This is a genomic window from Methylobacter marinus A45, from assembly GCF_000383855.1.
Taxonomy (GTDB): Bacteria; Pseudomonadota; Gammaproteobacteria; order Methylococcales; family Methylomonadaceae; genus Methylobacter; species Methylobacter marinus.
This window is the reverse complement of the sequence record NZ_KB912877.1, coordinates 2,085,470-2,102,640: the sequence shown is the minus strand read 5'-3', so window position 1 is coordinate 2,102,640 and position 17,171 is coordinate 2,085,470. Positions and strand designations below refer to the sequence as shown.

Here is a 17,171-nt window from a genome sequence, read left to right as displayed (position 1 = left end):
GGTCAGAGTGAAAGCCTATTCCGCGGATCATACAGCCTCCTTGAATTAGAGCAATCAGCCGTTACATGAAAGCAACGGCTGTTGTGAAAATTGAGTTTTGTTATTGACAAGCCTGCCTGAAAGATACAGTAGGGTACGCAGTGCGTACCTTTTCCAGCGGTCCCGGTGAATGCCATCCCAAAAGGTACGCACTGCGTACCCTACCGGGTTTATGGTCACCTCTGGCGCCCTGTCGGTCAGTGAGCGGTCTGCACATTGACCGACAGGGCATTCACCCCGGCCGCAACCTTATCTCCACAATTGACCAACCTCATAAACATTAGCGGAATCTTACGCGGCAAATCGAATCAGATGTCATAACAACTTCGTTTTCGAGCAGAAAAGCAGTGGGAGAGGTTATGAGCGTGCAAGCATTGACTGAATGGATATTTCCCCGGATGGTGGAACTGCGCAGAACCTTCCACCGCTATCCGGAACTGGCGTTTGAGGAAGAGCAGACCGCGTTGGTCATCATGGAGGAATTGCAACGATTGGATATTCCTTTCGAATACGGCGGCGTAGGCGGCGGCGTTGTCGGCAGGATCAGCGGCCTGGACGATGGCCCGACGATCGCGTTGCGGGCCGATATGGACGGCCTTCCCGGCGACGAGACGACCGGACTGCCTTTCGCCTCTGTCAATCCGGGCAAAATGCACGCCTGCGGCCACGATGGCCACATGGCCATGCTTCTGGGAGCGGCCGCCATGCTCAAGGAAAATCCGCCGCCCGGCAATGTGGTGCTGATTTTCCAGCCGGCCGAAGAGCGCGGTGCCGGCGCCCGAGTGATCATCCAGTCCGGAGCCCTGAACCGCGTCAAGGCGATCTTCGGCGGCCATGTGATGCGTCAGTTCCGAGTGGGGGAAATCATGGTCGCCCCAGGCGTCATCACCGCCCAGTCCGATAAGTTTGTCATCCGGGTACGGGGGCGCGGAGGGCACGGCGCACGGCCCCATGAGGCTGTCGATGCCGTGGTCGTCGCCGGCCTGCTGATCATGGCGGTACAGACCCTGGTATCGCGGGAAATCAACCCGTTTCATCCGTCGGTGGTGACCATCGGCCAGGTACAGGCCGGCACGGCGCCTAACGTCATTGCCGAGCATGCCGTGCTGCAGGGCACCATTCGCACCACCGAACGCCCGGTGAGAAAACACATCATCGAAGGTCTCAAACGCATGGCGAAAGCGACCGGGGTCTTGCATAACGCCGTCGTCGACGTGGAAGTCACGGAAGGCTATCCGCCCGTGGTCAATACCAAACAGGAGGCGGAGATCGCCAGAGCCGCGGCGCTAAAAGTGGTCGGCCAGCAGGGACTGGTCCCCCTCGATTATCCCAGCATGGGCGCCGAGGATTTCGCCTATTATCTCGAACGGATACCGGGCTGTTATGTCCGGTTCGGCGCCCGGCGCGAAGGCTGGGAGAATATTCCCCTGCACAGCCCGGCCTTCGATTTTGCTGAAGAGGCCTTGAAAGTCGGAGCGGCCTTCTTCAACGAGGTCGCAAGAGAAGCGATCAACACCTATGCTGCCCAGGAAGCCTGAGCCCGAGGCTCATCCCTATATCGAATTCAAGGCATGCCCGGAAACCACGCTGGGCATCGAAATCGAGTTTCAGCTACTGGATCCCGTTACCCTGGATTTGACCGATGGCATATCGCCCCTGCTGGACAATTATCCCGAAACGCCGGAAATCAAGCCGGAATTGACCCAATGTTCCGTTGAGATCAACTCGAAGGTCTGCGCAAACATCCGTGAACTGGAAGCGGATGTGATCTCGCTGGTCAAGACGCTGAAGGGCCGTTGCGAATCTTCAGGTATTATCCTTTGTACCGCCGGCGCCCATCCTTTCTGCCAGCATCCGGCCGGCATCACCCCGCTGCCGCGCTACCTCGCCATCGAGCAAAAAATGGCCTATCTGGCGCGCCGGCTGAAAACCTTCGCCCTGCATGTCCATGTCGGCATGCCTTCCGGGGATGCGGCGCTGGCCGTTATGACGTTGCTCAAGCCCTATTTGCCCATCCTGCTGGCATTATCGGCCAGTTCGCCTTTTTGGGAGGGGGAGGACACCAACTTTGCCTCCTTTCGTCAGCGGTTCTTGGCGATTTTCAGGGATTACGGCGTGCCGCCCAGTTTCAGTGCCTGGCACGATTTTGCCGAATTCTTCAAAAACACACGCACGGCCGGGCTGAGCGCCATATGCCGCGATCTGCACTGGGATTTACGCCCTTCCCCCGGTTTCGGCACCCTTGAAGTCAGGGTGATGGATGCATTGCCCACCGTCCGCGAGAATATCCTGATGGCGGCGCTGACCTACACCCTGATCGTCTATCTCCTCCGCTGTCACGAGCAGAAAGCAGGCGATCATCTGCAACCCCGCCCCTGGTGGATGGAAAAAATGAATAGTTTCAACGCCTCCTACCAAGGGCTGGAGGCCGACTATATCTTCGATGACCTGGGCCGCAACCGCCCTATCAAGGCCGTGATTCAGGAAACGCTGCAAAAATTGGCCCCAACCGCGCGTGAACTGGGAACCGCGGAGCATTTACAGCAGCTGGACAGCCATCTTGTCAGACACCCCAGCTATCTTCGTCAGCGACGGCTTTTTCTGGAGACCGGCTCCTTAAGGTCCCTGGTCGCCACGCTGGTCAAGGATCTGGAGCAGGAACTGGCGTCTTATTGAATCAAGGGACAGGGAGACTCAGAGAAATCGCCCGGATGAAACCTGCGGAATCCAGGGCTTCGCAGGTTTCATCCGGGTTACGCGCTTTATATGGTTTTGCAAGCTCACTCCCTTTTTCTAAGACCATGCCAAGCCGGCGCCGTAGCGAATGGGAAATTCATCATTAAATTTGGTTATAATCGACCTTCTCCAGCTTTCGCCCCTACTGGCCCGATACTATGTCCGCGGTACTGATCATTGAAAACGAACCCGCCATCGCGGAAACGATTTGTTATGCGTTGAATACCGATGGCTTTAAAACGCATTGGAGCGCCACCGGCGCCGACGGCCTGGAGCAGGCGTTAGCATTGCGGCCGCAGTTGATCATCCTGGACATCGGCCTGCCGGACATGAACGGCTTCGATGTCCTGAGATCGTTGCAAGCCCGGCTGGCCGCACCGCCGCCGGTGATTTTCCTGACCGCGCGCACCGAGGAGATCGACCGCGTCGTCGGCCTGGAACTGGGCGCCGACGACTATATCGGCAAGCCGTTCAGCCCGCGCGAACTCAATGCCAGGGTCAGGGCCGTATTGCGCCGCAGCCAGCCGAAACCGGAGGCGCCGCAACCGATTGCCGCCCCCGAGCGTTTCCGGATTTTTCCCGAACAGTATGAAATCCGTTATTACGGCCTGCCCCTCGACCTGACGCTGCAGGAATACCGGTTGCTGCACACGTTCATCAGCCAGCCGCAGCGGGTCTTTACCCGGGAAGAGTTGCTCGCGCAGTGCTGGGACGCGCCGGAGCACCGCCTGGACCGCGCCATCGACACGCATATCAAGACCTTGCGCGCCAAACTGCACGCCGTCCGTCCTCAGGAAGACGCCATCCGCACCTTGCGCGGCATCGGTTATGCCTTGAATCCGCCGGCATGACGGTCAGGACCCGCATCCTGCTGATATTCCTGGTCACGCTGGGCAGCGGTTTTTTCGTGCTGGAGCGCTGGCTCAGTCTGGAACTGCGGCCGCGCTATTATCAATCGTTCGAAGAGCCGCTGGTGGATATGGCCAACATTCTGGCCGAAATCGCCAGCCAGGAATTCGACCAGGCCCCGCCGCGCTTTGACAGGCTGCAAGAAGCCCTGACCCGTGTTTATGCGCGACAGGTCAACGCCGACATTTACGGCCTGATAAAAAACGCCGTCGATATCCGCGTCTACATTACCGACCGGGCCGGCAAGGTGCTGTTCGATTCCTACCAGCTCGACGTCGGTAAGGATTTTGCCGTTTGGCGCGATGTGTCCAGAACCTTGCAAGGCCAATACGGCGCCCGCTCGTCGCCGAACGACCGGCGCATGCGCGGAATCGAACAGCGCGAGAGCAATTCCATCGCTTATATCGCCGCACCGGTTTACCGCGGCAATGACCTCGTCGGCGTGCTCAGCGTCGGCAAGCCCAAGGTCACCGTCTCGCATTTCATTATGGCCGCCCGCCAGGATCTGCTGTGGACGGTCCTGGGCGTCACCGTGCTGGTGATCGTCATCGCCACCATGCTTTATCTCTGGGTCAGCCGGCCGCTTTACCAGGCGGCCCGGTTCGCCGAACGCATCGCCGCGGGCGAACCGGTCGGCGCGCCCGATCTGGGCCGCAATGAAATCGGCACGGTCGTCAACGCCATCGACGCCATGCGCAAGGCTCTCGACGGCAAAAACTACATCGAAAAGTACACGCAGACCCTGGCGCATGAACTGAAAAGCCCGCTGACCTCCATCAGGGCGTCGGCGGAGTTGCTGCTGGAGGAGATGCCCGTCGCCCAGCGCCAGCGGTTCATTCAAAACATCCAGTCCGAAAACGACCGGGCGCTCAATCTCATACAGCGCCTGCTGGAACTGGCGGCGCTGGAAAACCGGCAAGGCTCGATCGAGACGCAAACGGTTGCGCTCGCCGAACTGCTCGCTGAAATCGGCGCTTCCCTGCAGGGCACGCTGGAGCAGCGCGCGATCGACCTGAGCATCGAGCATCCTATAGCGTTCAGCGTGCCGGGCGAGCGCTTTTTGATCCGTCAGGCCTTGTTCAATGTCATCGACAACGCCATCGATTTCTCGCCCGATGCCGGGCACATCCGTATCAGCGGCTACGCCGACGAGGACTGGCTGGTGGTGTCCATTCGCGACCATGGCGCCGGCATACCGGACTATGCCAGGGAACGCATTTTCGAGCGTTTTTATTCCCTGCCTCGGCCTGGCAATCGCGGGCGCAGTTCAGGGCTGGGTTTGAACTTCGTAAAGGAAGTAATGGAACTGCATCAGGGCCGGGTGGAGATGGTGTCGCATGCCAACGGCACGGAAGCGCGGCTCAGGTTTCCGCACAGAGGATGAGGCGCGGCCGTTAAATAACATTGTGGGGGCGACTTCAGTCGCCCTTACAGGATTGCCGAAACAACCGCAAGGTCCATTTCCAATTCCGGGATGAACCGTAGGGGCGGACCTGCGTGTCCGCCCTGTGCCCGGTGCACGACAGGTTACCGGGAAACCATTGGCCGAGGGGGAACCGTCGGGCAAGGGCGAACACATAGGTTCGCCCCTACAAAAATGGATCAGGGCTTGACCGCCGCCCTTGCCAGAGCCTTGAAACCGTAAGGTCCCGCTATATTAATGATCTACCTGCGGCTGGACGGGGCATATTGCCCCGTCCATAAAGTTTGACGTTGGTTAAGCATAGCTTCTGAGCTCAAACATTGCAGAAACATTAGGGACGGGGACCACAATCCCCGTCCCGCTTCAAAACAGTTTTCTCCGCATGTTCGTCAAGTCAGCTTGTCTACTGTGGCTGGCGTGTCGATAGGTTTCTGATATTCCATCGCTTTTTAGATCACTATTCTCCGACCGGTTTTCGCCGATGAGAATATCGCCTCCACGACCCGAATATCGCGCAGTCCTTCCTCGCCAGGCACCAGCAGAGGTTGGCCATGTAAAATAGCGAAGGCATCGTCATCCATTTGTCTGGCTTGCTGGCTGTCCAGGAAGGCGTCCAATGTTTTGCCATCGCTGGTTGATCCACGGATACCGCTGTACTTCTGGAAGGGCTCCAGCTGATACCAGCCTTTTTCGCAGTCCACGTGCAGGGAATTCATACTCGTAGCGAAGCTGGTCTTGCAATGCGCCTTGATGCCGCTTGGAAACTCGAGATCGAAGGTCATCGTTTCGTCCACATCCTTGAAAACTTCCGGGCGGTTCGTCGACTGTCGGGCGGTCACCGCGATCGGCTCTTTACCGCTGCAATAGCGCGCGGCCTGCAGCGAATAAACGCCCATGTCATACATAGCGCCGCCACCCATGCTCTTTTTCTGCCGCCAGTGGTCGGTTCGATTGTAGTAGAATCCGGCGGCGGCCGATATCGATTTTACCGGTCCATAGGCTCGCTCTTTGCCGAAGCGGATCACGGCCTGGGTATTGGGCTCATGCTGCATGCGATAGCCGATCGCCAGCTTGACCTTGTTATCCCGGCAGGCCTTGAGCATCGCTTCGCACTCCTTGACTGTCATGGCCATGGGCTTTTCACACCAGACATGCTTTCCGGCGTTGGCGGCGCGGATGACGTACTCCGCATGCATGGCATTGGGCAGCACGATATAGACGACATCGATATCCGGGTTGTCGGCGATCTTATCCATCGATTGATAGTCATAAATATTCCGGTCAGGAATGCCATAGCGCCGTTTCCACTGCTCGGCTTTGGCCGGTGTCCCGGTGACAATGCCGGCAAGATAACAGTACTTCGTGCGCTGCAGGGCCGGGGCCAGAAGGTGGGTGCTGTAGTGGCCCAGTCCCACCAGGGCGACGCCCAGGCGCTCCCTGGCAGGCCGGGCAAGGACATTGAGTGGTGGAAGCGCCAAAGCACTGGCGCCCAAAATCACTTGCTTGATGAATCTTCGACGGGCAGGCGTTTGTTGGTTCATAGAGTATCCTCAAAAAATAAAGCGGCACATACATACCTGTAGATTTTTCCTAAGGAACTACGAATAACGATTGAAAGGGAGTCACTCCGCTCCCGCCAGAAGCATAAATAGCCTTTTTGACTGAATGAAAGTATGAAAAAACTGGAAGCTTGTCAATTTTGCGGCAGAACCGCAAATATAACTTGCTACGCTTTAATCCCTGGCGCCACGCTTGGGAAAACCGACTGTCTGCGACAACAACACTTGTTGATCATGGGACAATTCCAGCGCGTCGGCAATGGCCGCACGGTCGATCCAGGCGCGAATGACCGTAGACAGGCCGCTGCTCGCGGAAAATAAATAGACATTCTGTGCAATGGCGCCCGCCGCCGCGGAAGCGTAGGATTCACGTTGCGTGACCGGTACCATCGCCATGCGCCTGTGATCGGCCACATAAACCAAATCCAACGGCGCTTCATCGACAAAGTCCTGATAACCCGTTATTCGTCTCAGATCCTGTTTCACCATAAGGTCGAGCGCTTGCCTGTGAGCGTCATACCAATAAGCGCCCTCAGGAAGTGCCACATAAACATCTATCTCTTGCGCATTCAAGGCCGAAGGCGCGGTACGCCCGCCATCGGGTCTGTTAACGCCATAAGCCGCCCAAAGCAAGTCGGAAAGTAGCTGCAATGGCAAAGCATCAGGCGCAAATTCGCGCGACGAGCAGCGATTGAGCAGCGCCTCCATCAGCGGAAGTCCTCCCGTTTTCTGAGGCGGGGGCAGCGCGATCGATTCTGTCGATTTCCCCCGAACGGGACCGGGGCGCAATTGTCCCATCATGCCCAAGACCAATTTAGTCAATGTTTTCACGGTCGATTCTCCGGACTTGTTGAAGTAAGAAGCGCAGGAGCGGTTATGCTTTTTTGAGCGCAATGAGCCTGAAAAATTGCATCAACGCCTGGATTTTTGCTCAATGAGAGGCTATTGAATTTAATCGTTTTATCAAATTCTTCAGCCGCGACTGCGGTTTCTTGACTGCCTGTCAATGGCAAATGAAGGTCTGAAAACTGCCGCTAGGCATCCATGTTTAAGCGCCGCCGCGCTCATTCATTCTGAAGTAAATATATATTAGGACCGTAGGTGCGATTAGCGCAGCGTAATCGCACCTACGGTCCTGCTAGCGTAGCGATATGCAGGACTTGAACAGAACACCGCGGAAAATTGTCCGAGTTAATTGCTTTTGTTAAGCGAATTCAGCGTCGCCATTTGCTCTTTAGCCAGCGCGTATAACTTACTACCGACTGCGTTTAAAGCTTTTATTCGAGCTTCTTTCTCGCCAACACGGTACTCGTCATACATATATGGCCTAAGGACCTTGTGCTCACCACCTCCTTCAACCACAGCATAAAGATATCCATTATCTATATCAAAAAGTGACGCTTCATAGATGGAATATGAGTCTCTATGATGTGCTGGAACAATCCACATACCAACTATTGTGAGATTTAAAATACTTAGTGGATTCATATATGTATCAGTTACTGTGCTGTCATTTAGGAACAAAATTGCATCGGCGCCTAAACGAGCCCCCGCCGTTCTAGAACCCTGAAGGAAACAGTTACTATCATCTTGATATCCGCAAGTTGGCTCAAGTGATTTTGGAACGATTTCGAGGCTTTTAACAAAACCTAGCTTCTTTAAATCATCGCTCCATTTTTCGATTACATCCCGTTCTTCTTGAGAAAGCGCCCCCCACCTGTTCGATGGCATTACTGCAATTTTTAATGGTATTCGCGCTTGTGGTTTAAGAGCTCTTATTTCTTCTATCGTTTTTGCATCGGAAAATTGGGTGGTAGGAATTCCTCCCTTTCCTCGCGCTAAACGTGCTGTCATATCAGTAGCGGCACATGCACTTAACAACCAGATACCCAGCAAAATACTTATAAACTTCATGACTACCTCTTACTTATTATTCGCATAACTATAACGTTAACCCGGATATTTCATGAAACCACAGAGTTCACGAAGAAAAACAGGGGTTACCATTTTTCTCCTTACAACGTCATGATTTTATTGAAAAACCGCGTAAACAACTGAATTTAAAAAACTTCATGTATTCCGTGTCGCCTAGAGGCGCCTACTTTTGGTCTTCGTGATGAAATATTCAGTTTAAGGAGTCCCCCCATGGCTTTCCACATTCGCCTTCAACAATAATAATTTGCCTTTATAAGTGCCGGCGACTAATTTGGATGTCTTGGGATCGATGGCCAAACCGTAAATGGGCTCATTTTCAACGCTGTACGTTCCAATCAGCGCTTTCTTGTTAATATCCCACATCTGAATGGTTCCGTTGTCTTCTCCGAGGGCAATGATGCCATTCTCTGAGAGACTGAGGGACCGTATCAAGTCGCTTGCTTCTATATCAAGCAATCTTTTAAAGGGTCTGAGCGAGTAGACGGTTACGCTGTCTTCCCGGCTTATTGCAAATATGGGCTCACGAGGGTGTGTAGCTATGAATCTAACACTATCCCAACCCGTTATTGTATGCACAGGTTTGTCTCCCGATATAGTCCAAACATAACAGTCACCATCGTGAGTGCATGCCACTATAAAATTATCGATGGCAGCCGCTGCGGTTATCCTGTCATCGGTTCTCCAAACCGTGCGGGTATCGTCGGTCAGATTTCTCATGATCACGGATTGCTCCCAATACCCTGCAGACAACACATGGTCGTTACCGTGGAATTGCAGTGCGCTCTGATCAACATGGGCAATCGGCTCTCCCAAGAGCTTATTGGCCGATGTGTCATATAAATAACCGCCATACGCTATGTATTTCGAATCTTGGCTGACGCTAGCCCGCTTTCCTCTCTCTGGAAACCTGTAACTGAAACGTTTCTTTAGATTTGAATCCCATAACTGCACGAAACTATCCCGATCGGCTACGAATATTTCATTACTATTGGGAATAAATCCTGCCTGCGCCAAGATTCCCTCGATCTCCAAGGATGTCACAGAGAAATCTTCGCTGTCGACGACATAAACCGCATCAGAATAAGGTGTGGCCAGTATGGATTTTCCGTCTCTGGAAAATTCTACCTTGACAAACGAGGTACTCGGAAACGCCTTGGAAAAAACAACATCGAGCAATTTTGGCTTCGCGTCTGATGCCGACCTGAGCGTGCACGCAACCATGAAACTCAATAAAATCAGAACAACCAGTCTTTTCATAAACCCGTCCTTAGCTGAGCCTTGCCGAGACATAACCATAAAAATAGTCCAGGAACTCGCCCACGGTGGCGTCTTTCCTGTTCTTGTTGACTGGGTAATCGGCTTGACCCCAGGTATACACTTTGAAATCGATTTTTTTGTCATACACAGTCTCGTCATCATCCACTTTGGCGCCTAGTGGCAGCCAACTGATTGCGGGGCAGCCATCGATCTGAATATCAGAGTTGAGTACGACCCAATGGTCGGCGGGCACATTGCCTTTAGGATAGCCCGAAAGTAAGTTGGCGCCGATCAATAGACAAATGACGTATCCGCTTTGCCGTTTCTGGTGCGCTTGAAGAAGTGTATACAGGTTCTTGTCGAAGATTAAATTGGTTCTGTTATAGACCTGTGTGTACCCGCTCTGTATGAACCATTCCTGTAAATGGTCGGGTAAAGTTATCCCGGCGAATTGGTCATCCACTGTTTGATAGTCGAAAACGGAATTTGTCGAGTCTCTGAGGCTCGCAAGCCCTATCCAGTCTATTTCTTCTATGTACTCTACTTTGTAGTTTTTGCAATCAGCGCCTGGCTTTACTCTTAAGTTGCCGATGGCGGCTTCTCCTTGTTCGTATAAATCAATGATGTATTTCACATAAACGTGCGGCTTATCCGATGCAATAACATACAGAAATGAAGCCGGACCACATAAACTGCTCTTTCCTTGATATATTTGGGATGGCTCTGTTACACGAACACGCAATTGGTCCACGACTTGTTTTCGTTCGCAACGAGAAAATGCGCCCACACCCTTACGGGCGGCGAATTCATTGATCATTTGATATGCAATACTATTGGCCATGGAAGTCCTTATTTGGTTGGCATTGTTAGAATAATATTTGAGTTGGACGCAGTCGGCTTGCCCACTGCAATTAGCTGGTTGTAGTCAGGTGTAATCTCCTTGCATTCGCGATAAAAAAGTTCGTAGTCCGTTACTGAAATTGTATAAGTGCTGGATGACACAATGTCACCGATGAAAAAGGGGATGCTACCCATTTTCCTTATCTTGGCCGCCCTATTTGCTGATATTGCAATAGCCTTTCCCGCAGGACAGACCTTTTTCCATGTTCCGCCGCCGCACGTCCAAGTGCCTGTAGCACAACAGGCGGTCGCCTGCCAGACCATAGCCTGGACATCTCATAAAACCACAGAGAGCACAGAGGACACGGAGAAAATCAAGGTACAGGACTCATGCAAGCCTGTGGGGGCGACTTCAGTCGCCCATTCAAATAAAAGGCGACTGAAGTCGCCCCCACAGGTTTTAACACCGCTTGTTCCGGCGGTTGAACAGGAGTCCTGAGGTATTGTATTTTTTCCGTCACGTCATGAATACATCTCAAAGCATAGATAAGCATTTGAACTTCAAAGACTATGTTTCATCGATTTCTGTTCCAGACGCAATTCTACCGCCTTTATCCTTGGAGGCGTTCGTGTTCTTCGTGGTGAAATCTTCAGGCTAATGCAGCCCTCGACCATCGATAAGCTTCCGCCTTCGATACCGTTCGGTTCACTCTGAGTATGAGTCAAGTGTAGTTGACAACTCGCTAAAAGAGAAGCACCTCCCTTTATCGAAGGAATATGACCTGGCCTTCTGCCGCATCGATAGCCCAGCCCGGTCCCTGCTCGTAGAATCGTCTCTAGCGGCTCAAGTCAGCAACACCGAACGTCACCGCACTCATTCGCTGTTCCATGATTTCATCGTATGCGCCCGGCAGCATTTGTAGAGGCGACTTTAGTCGCCTTGGGCGAATACCCTAAAAGGCACAAGTGAATTCGCCCCTACATCGAGCACGGTATTAACCCCCACACACATTCCCCTTCAAAACCACATGTTCATCGCATAAAAGCCCCGCATTCGGTTTTTATACTCGTTTCATCTTAAACCACAGATGACGAGGAAAGACCATGTTCAAACACTTATCAATTATCATCCTGCTGTTCTGCATCGCCGCCGGCAGCCATGCACAGCCCGCTTGCGACGACTGCGCCGAAAGCCTGGCTCCCAGACTATGGATACCGGACGGTGACCCCGCTACCGATGTGCTGCCGTTAAAGGCCAGCCATGCCGATATCCGCATCAATGGCCCGATTGCCGAGGTGACCGTCAGCCAGCATTACCGCAATGACGGCCAGCGCGCGATCAATGCCCGCTACGTGTTTCCGGGTTCCACGCATGCCGCCGTGCATGGCCTGACCATGAAAATCGGCGAACGTATCGTCAAGGCCAAAATCGAGGAAAAACAGCAGGCCAAACAGTTGTTCGCCCAGGCGCGGCAGGAGGGCAAGCGCGCCGCGCTGATGACCCAACAGCGCCCGAACGTGTTCATGATGGATGTCGCCAACATCATGCCGGGCGACGACGTGGAACTGACGCTCACCTACAGCGAGCTGCTGGTTCCCGAACAAGGCGTTTACGAGCTGGTGTATCCGACCGTGGTCGGGCCGCGCTATGGCAGCGACCCGTTGCAGACGGCGCGCGATGCCGCCTGGATCGCCAACCCTTACGCCAAGGATGCCAATGGCCGTAACCCGGCGGCGACCGAAACCCGCATCAATCTGGCCATCGACAGCCCGATCGCCATCAAGGATCTGCAATCGGTTCAGCATAAAATCGAAACCCGCTGGCAAAGCGACAAGTCGGCGACGGTCAGTCTGGCCGGTTCCGAAACACAGCCTGGCAACCGGGATTTCATTTTGCGCTTTCGCCTGCAGGACGAGCAGATCGTCTCCGGCCTGATGACCTACAGCCAGGGCGCGGACAACTATTTTCTGATGATGGCCGAACCGCCCGCCCGCGTGCAATCCGAACAGATCATGAACCGTGAATACCTGTTCGTGGTGGACGTGTCCGGGTCGATGTTCGGTTTTCCGCTCGATACCGCCAAACAGCTGATGACCAAACTGCTGAGCGCGCTGAAGCCGACCGAATCCTTCAATATCCTGTTTTTTGCCGGCGATGCCAGCGTCTTGTCGCCGGAGCCTTTAACGGCAACCCCCGAACATATCCGGCAGGCGCTCGCCATGATGTCGGGCTATAACGGCGGAGGCGGCACGGAATTGATCAACGCCCTGACCCAGGCTTATGCCATGCCGCGCAAAGCCGATGTGGCGCGCAGTCTGGTGATAGTCACGGACGGCTATGTGAACGCCGAGCGCGAGGCTTACACGCTGATCGCCGACCATCTCAACAACAGCAACCTGTTTGCTTTCGGCATCGGCAGTTCGGTGAACCGGCATCTGATCGAATCCATGGCCAAAGCCGGCGCCGGCGAGCCGTTCATCGTCACCGGCGAACAGGAAGTGGACGCGGTCAGCACACGCTTTCGCCGCATTATCGAAGCGCCGTTGCTGAGCAACATCGCCGTGACCGGCAAGGATGTCGAGCTTTATGACCTGGAACCCAAGCACATCCCGCTGATGCTGGCCGAGCGGCCCATCGTGATTTTCGGCAAATACCGCGCAACAAGCGATCAGGCCGCCATTGAATTGCAGGGCCAAAGCGCGAACGGCACCTATCACGTCGTGATGCCGCTGGCGGAGGCAAGCCGTGACAGCCGCGCCAGGCTGCTGCCCGTTCTGTGGGCGAGAAACCGGCTGACGCGCCTGGCGGATAGGGCGGGCAACGATATGGCATTGAATCGCGACGAAATCATCAAGCTGGGCCTGGATTATTCTTTGCTGACGCCCTACACCGCTTTCATTGCCGTGGATGAAGTGGTCGCCAATGCGGCCAGACAGGCCGAAGACGTGCATCAGCCTTTGCCGCTGCCGCAAGGCGTTTCCGAATACGCGCTGGCCGCGCGGCCCATGCCGGAACCGGAATTCTACTGGCTGATGGCCATGCTCATGGCGTTAATCGCCGCCAAGCGCCTGCGCAAGGGCCAAGATCATGTTTAACGGCCAGTTGAAAATATCCAACCGTGCGGCGGTCAATGGAGGATTGACCGCCCTGATGGTCATCGGCATAAAACACTATTACAGCGTGGCCAACGCCGATGAACTGCAATGGCTGTTATATCCCCTGGTCCTGTTGCTGGAACTGCTCAGCCCGCTGTCCTTTGAACCTTTGGCTAACGGCGAATGGCTGGACAGGGAGCATCATATCCGCATCGTCAAGGCGTGTGCGGGAGGCAATTTTTTCATTATCTCGCTGCTCGGTTGCTTATGGTTGCTGCCGGACCGGCTCCACCCGCTGGGCCGCATCGTTTCGGCGCTTTTGGCGGCCTGGCTGACCACCTTGTGCGCCAACAGCCTGCGGATTGTGTTCAGCGTTTATGCCGGTGACGCGCTGTCCGATGCGCTCAGTCTGTCGGCGGAAGACAGCCATCGCCTTATCGGCATTCTGAGTTATTTTTTAAGTATCTGCCTGCAGCTGAGCCTGGACCGGCACCGCGATTGGTACGCATCCATGGTTATTGCGGCATTGCTGTATCTGACCGTCACGCTGCTGATGCCGCTGCTGCGCGGCTGGGTTGACGGCCGCAATACCCTGAATCTGTCCTACCTGATCTGGATAACCGGCATTCCTTTGGGCTTGCTGGCATTGGCTTATGGCGTGAAAAGCGGCGGACTTGCCGTTCGGGCGGCGGGTTTATTTCGGAAACATTTCCTGTCTGTCTCCGTCATAGTTACACCTGAGAACTCGGGAGCAAGACTCATGGACGCGCCCGAATCCGCCTCGAAGCATGTAAAAACGCGCCGGCCGGCCGGAAAAGGCCCGAAACCAACCGGTATTGGCTGTTATCACTGACCCGGAGGAATATCTCATGACTGAAATCCACGGCTGGGCCACGCACGGTCCCAGGCAGAAACTCGAACCATTCAGCTATGAACCGGGGCCGCTCGGTCCGGAAGAGGTGGAAATCGCCGTCGAATATTGCGGCCTCTGCCATTCCGACCTGTCGATCATCAATGACGAATGGGGCATGTCCCAGTATCCGGTCATTCCGGGGCATGAGGTGGCCGGGAAAGTCGTGGCCCTGGGCGATCACGCCAAGGGCCTGCATATCGGACAGCGGGTCGGGGTCGGCTGGAACGCCGGCAGCTGCATGCATTGCCATGAATGCATGACCGGCAACCACAATCTGTGTGCCGAGGCCATGCCGACCATCGTCGGGCACCAGGGCGGTTTTGCCGACCGGGTCCGGGCGCACTGGGCCTGGACCATTCCGCTGCCGGATACGCTCGATTTGTCATCCGCCGGACCGCTGCTGTGCGGCGGCATCACGGTGTTCTCGCCGCTGTTGACCTTCGGCGTCAAGCCCACCGACCGCGTCGGCGTTATCGGCATCGGCGGTCTGGGCCATATGGGCCTCGGATTTGCCAATGCCTGGGGCTGCGAAGTGACGGCATTCACGTCGCACGCATCCAAGGCCGAGGAGGCGCGCGGTTTCGGCGCTCATCACGTGGTCTCGAGCCGCGACAGCGAGGCCATGCGGAACATCGCGGGGTCGCTGGATATGCTGATCGTGACCGTCAATGCGCCGCTGGACTGGGCGGCGCTGTTGAAAACGCTGAAGCCTAACGGTCGTCTGCATATCGTGGGCGCCGTGCTCGAACCGATGCCGATTCCGGCCATCGATCTGATTTTCGGGCAAAAAAGCGTCTCAGGCTCGCCGAACGGCGACCCCATGAAAATAGCGACGATGCTGGAGTTTGCCGCGCGCCATGGCATCGCTCCGCAGGTCGAGCATTTTCCGATGAGCCAGGTCAACGAGGCGCTTGAGCATCTGGCGGCAGGCAAGGCGCGTTACCGTATCGTGCTGGATCCGGATTTCGCCTGACAGAATGGTTATTGAGCGCGCGTCTACACATGATGTTAAGCGGCCTGGCCGCTCTCGACCAGGCCGCGAGCCTGATAAGACCGGAGGCGGTTTAAGACGCTGGACAAACCGACTTCGGCTGCTGGAGATGAGTCAGCAAGCGGTTCAGAACAGCCGCGTCACTGGCCAGCGCAAAATGATCCACGCCCGCATTGTCATTCAGCTCAAAATGGTAGCAGGGCATGTTCTGCCAGACTTGGATCGCATCATTGGTAAGGTCTTCCTGATTGCCGTCCCCGTCACGAATGAACAGGGGCGCGGTATCGAAATCAACCACCTGCCCGACCGACAGGTCCGGGAGCCCCAGCCCCACCAGCGTATCGAGTCCGGAACCTTTTTCGGCATAGACATCGACGTTCGGGAAGTTCTGCGGCTCATTGAACTTGACCAAGCCGATGTAGGCGGCGGCCAGGTCTTGCGACAAGGGCAGATTGGCATCCTCGAACAGTTGCTGGTGATCCTCAGGCGTGTACGATATATCCCCGATCTGCAACACGGTTTCCTGATCACCGAATACCGCCGGATCGGCGGAACTCATATAACTGGACGGATGGGTCTGGTACATGGCGGCGCTGCTGGCCGCATTCGCGGCGTCCGTGGGGAAGGTGAAGTCAATGATGTTCAGGCCGGTAAAATACACGGAATACAGGAGCCCCTGTCCGGGCCAGTTGCCGGCCAGCGGCGTGAAGCCGTGGATGAACCGGTTCTTCCATTCCTGGGTCGTGTGCGTGAGCAGGTACTGTATGTACAGGGGGCCGTTGGAGTGCCCGACCAGGTGCACGGGCGTGTTGTGGTTCTGATGGTAGGTTTCCTCGATCAGTTCCTTGGTTTTCTCCAGGAAACTGCCGATATCCGGCGTCAGCCTGGAATCATAGCCGGCCACGCGAATATTGTGGTTGCGCACATAGCCGTGCGATTCCAGAAACGCGTACAGAGGCTCGTAGAAAGGCGCGCTCTCGGTATCGCCGTAGTGTTTTATCTTGACCTTGACGCCCGGCTGGTTGGAGAAGCGCGACACCATCGGCAAACTCTTGTCCGGATCGACCACCAGCGTCAGCAGTCTGTCCCGGCAGACCTGACTGAATTCGGTGCCGGGGTTGGGGTTGGGGAACCAGTCTTCGAAACTGCCGGATGCCGGACAGTCGGGGACTGCCGTCTGCTTATGGACTTTCACTTCGAGCGTGGTCAGGTGGAAGGCGGGGAACACGACGACCGGCGTGCGCACATCGACCGGGGCCGACACCGATGCCGCGGACATGAGCATACCTGCGACAAAGAAGGGTACAGATGTTTTTTTCATAAAGCGTTCCTTGTGTGTATGTGAAATGATCCGATCGGAAAATTCAACTAAGGCCGATGAATCTTGCGGTTATACGCCGAAGCACACCGGAGTCTCTTGCCGATGAAGCTGCAGCCCATTGAAATCCAGCATTTTCCGGGGTACGGATCTTT

At 55.2% G+C, this 17,171-nt stretch carries 14 protein-coding genes; 7 read left to right on the top strand and 7 right to left on the bottom strand.

Annotated elements, in window-relative coordinates; translation table 11 throughout:
• Positions 1 to 398 precede the first annotated feature (398 nt).
• From METMA_RS0109735 to creC, 4 genes are all read left to right on the top strand, one after another.
• The gene (locus METMA_RS0109735; RefSeq protein WP_020158904.1) at positions 399 to 1,577 is read left to right on the top strand and encodes a M20 metallopeptidase family protein; all 1,179 of its coding nucleotides are present in this window, start codon (positions 399 to 401) and stop codon (positions 1,575 to 1,577) included.
• On the top strand, positions 1,558 to 2,715 hold the full coding sequence (locus METMA_RS0109730) for a carboxylate-amine ligase (RefSeq protein ID WP_020158903.1): 1,158 nt from the start codon (positions 1,558 to 1,560) through the stop codon (positions 2,713 to 2,715). Before METMA_RS0109735 ends, METMA_RS0109730 begins: the two co-directional genes overlap by 20 nt.
• A 218-nt stretch (positions 2,716 to 2,933) precedes the next feature.
• Positions 2,934 to 3,626 (top strand): two-component system response regulator CreB, encoded by a 693-nt coding sequence (gene creB / locus METMA_RS0109725; protein ID WP_020158902.1) that lies wholly within the window; start codon positions 2,934 to 2,936, stop codon positions 3,624 to 3,626.
• Positions 3,623 to 5,068 carry a two-component system sensor histidine kinase CreC gene (creC, locus tag METMA_RS0109720; protein ID WP_020158901.1) on the top strand — a complete coding sequence of 482 codons (1,446 nt, stop codon included), beginning with the start codon at positions 3,623 to 3,625 and terminating at the stop codon, positions 5,066 to 5,068. Before creB ends, creC begins: the two co-directional genes overlap by 4 nt.
• A 488-nt stretch (positions 5,069 to 5,556) precedes the next feature.
• Here the strand turns inward: creC and METMA_RS0109715 are convergent, their stop codons facing one another.
• The 6 genes from METMA_RS0109715 to METMA_RS26945 all read right to left on the bottom strand — a co-directional run bounded on the left by METMA_RS0109715 (position 5,557) and on the right by METMA_RS26945 (position 11,022).
• Positions 5,557 to 6,648 (bottom strand): Gfo/Idh/MocA family protein, encoded by a 1,092-nt coding sequence (locus METMA_RS0109715; RefSeq protein WP_020158900.1) that lies wholly within the window; start codon positions 6,646 to 6,648, stop codon positions 5,557 to 5,559.
• 192 nt (positions 6,649 to 6,840) lie between these two features.
• Entirely contained in the window at positions 6,841 to 7,497 is a 657-nt protein-coding gene (locus tag METMA_RS0109710) for a nitroreductase family protein (RefSeq protein ID WP_027147192.1), read from the bottom strand.
• Positions 7,498 to 7,857: 360 nt separating this feature from the next.
• Entirely contained in the window at positions 7,858 to 8,580 is a 723-nt protein-coding gene (locus METMA_RS0109705) for a hypothetical protein (RefSeq protein WP_020158898.1), read from the bottom strand.
• A 216-nt stretch (positions 8,581 to 8,796) separates the two neighbouring features.
• Positions 8,797 to 9,858 (bottom strand): WD40 repeat domain-containing protein, encoded by a 1,062-nt coding sequence (locus tag METMA_RS0109700; protein ID WP_020158897.1) that lies wholly within the window; start codon positions 9,856 to 9,858, stop codon positions 8,797 to 8,799.
• A 10-nt stretch (positions 9,859 to 9,868) separates the two neighbouring features.
• On the bottom strand, positions 9,869 to 10,699 hold the full coding sequence (locus tag METMA_RS25765; protein WP_020158896.1) for a hypothetical protein: 831 nt from the start codon (positions 10,697 to 10,699) through the stop codon (positions 9,869 to 9,871).
• Between the two features lie 8 nt (positions 10,700 to 10,707).
• Positions 10,708 to 11,022, bottom strand: coding sequence for a hypothetical protein (locus tag METMA_RS26945; RefSeq protein ID WP_156830481.1), 315 nt, complete (start codon positions 11,020 to 11,022; stop codon positions 10,708 to 10,710).
• 780 nt (positions 11,023 to 11,802) lie between these two features.
• Here METMA_RS26945 and METMA_RS0109685 point away from each other — a divergent pair.
• Genes METMA_RS0109685 through ahr form a run of 3 tightly spaced genes read left to right on the top strand, consistent with a single transcriptional unit; the run spans position 11,803 to position 15,680 of the window.
• Entirely contained in the window at positions 11,803 to 13,794 is a 1,992-nt protein-coding gene (locus METMA_RS0109685; RefSeq protein ID WP_020158894.1) for a VIT domain-containing protein, read from the top strand.
• A complete protein-coding gene (gene xrtK, locus METMA_RS0109680; protein ID WP_020158893.1) occupies positions 13,787 to 14,647 on the top strand; it encodes an exosortase K in 861 nt (286 codons plus the stop codon). The genes METMA_RS0109685 and xrtK overlap by 8 nt, the downstream gene beginning before the upstream one ends.
• 16 nt (positions 14,648 to 14,663) lie before the next feature.
• Positions 14,664 to 15,680, top strand: coding sequence for an NADPH-dependent aldehyde reductase Ahr (ahr, locus tag METMA_RS0109675; RefSeq protein WP_020158892.1), 1,017 nt, complete (start codon positions 14,664 to 14,666; stop codon positions 15,678 to 15,680).
• Positions 15,681 to 15,771: 91 nt separating this feature from the next.
• On the opposite strand, the gene METMA_RS0109670 is transcribed toward ahr, so the two are convergent.
• Entirely contained in the window at positions 15,772 to 17,019 is a 1,248-nt protein-coding gene (locus METMA_RS0109670) for a lipase/acyltransferase domain-containing protein (protein WP_040590488.1), read from the bottom strand.
• Positions 17,020 to 17,171: the final 152 nt, after the last annotated feature.

What these genes read in the sequence shown, in the direction of transcription:
- METMA_RS25765 (WP_020158896.1), bottom strand. Translation starts at nt 10,699, where the DNA reads ATGGCCAATAGTATTGCATATCAAATGATCAATGAATTCGCCGCCCGT.
- METMA_RS0109715 (WP_020158900.1), bottom strand. Translation starts at nt 6,648, where the DNA reads ATGAACCAACAAACGCCTGCCCGTCGAAGATTCATCAAGCAAGTGATT.
- METMA_RS0109685 (WP_020158894.1), top strand. Translation starts at nt 11,803, where the DNA reads ATGTTCAAACACTTATCAATTATCATCCTGCTGTTCTGCATCGCCGCC.
- METMA_RS0109670 (WP_040590488.1), bottom strand. Translation starts at nt 17,019, where the DNA reads ATGAAAAAAACATCTGTACCCTTCTTTGTCGCAGGTATGCTCATGTCC.
- creC (WP_020158901.1), top strand. Translation starts at nt 3,623, where the DNA reads ATGACGGTCAGGACCCGCATCCTGCTGATATTCCTGGTCACGCTGGGC.
- METMA_RS0109705 (WP_020158898.1), bottom strand. Translation starts at nt 8,580, where the DNA reads ATGAAGTTTATAAGTATTTTGCTGGGTATCTGGTTGTTAAGTGCATGT.
- METMA_RS0109735 (WP_020158904.1), top strand. Translation starts at nt 399, where the DNA reads ATGAGCGTGCAAGCATTGACTGAATGGATATTTCCCCGGATGGTGGAA.
- xrtK (WP_020158893.1), top strand. Translation starts at nt 13,787, where the DNA reads ATGTTTAACGGCCAGTTGAAAATATCCAACCGTGCGGCGGTCAATGGA.
- METMA_RS26945 (WP_156830481.1), bottom strand. Translation starts at nt 11,022, where the DNA reads ATGGTCTGGCAGGCGACCGCCTGTTGTGCTACAGGCACTTGGACGTGC.
- METMA_RS0109700 (WP_020158897.1), bottom strand. Translation starts at nt 9,858, where the DNA reads ATGAAAAGACTGGTTGTTCTGATTTTATTGAGTTTCATGGTTGCGTGC.
- METMA_RS0109730 (WP_020158903.1), top strand. Translation starts at nt 1,558, where the DNA reads ATGCTGCCCAGGAAGCCTGAGCCCGAGGCTCATCCCTATATCGAATTC.
- creB (WP_020158902.1), top strand. Translation starts at nt 2,934, where the DNA reads ATGTCCGCGGTACTGATCATTGAAAACGAACCCGCCATCGCGGAAACG.
- ahr (WP_020158892.1), top strand. Translation starts at nt 14,664, where the DNA reads ATGACTGAAATCCACGGCTGGGCCACGCACGGTCCCAGGCAGAAACTC.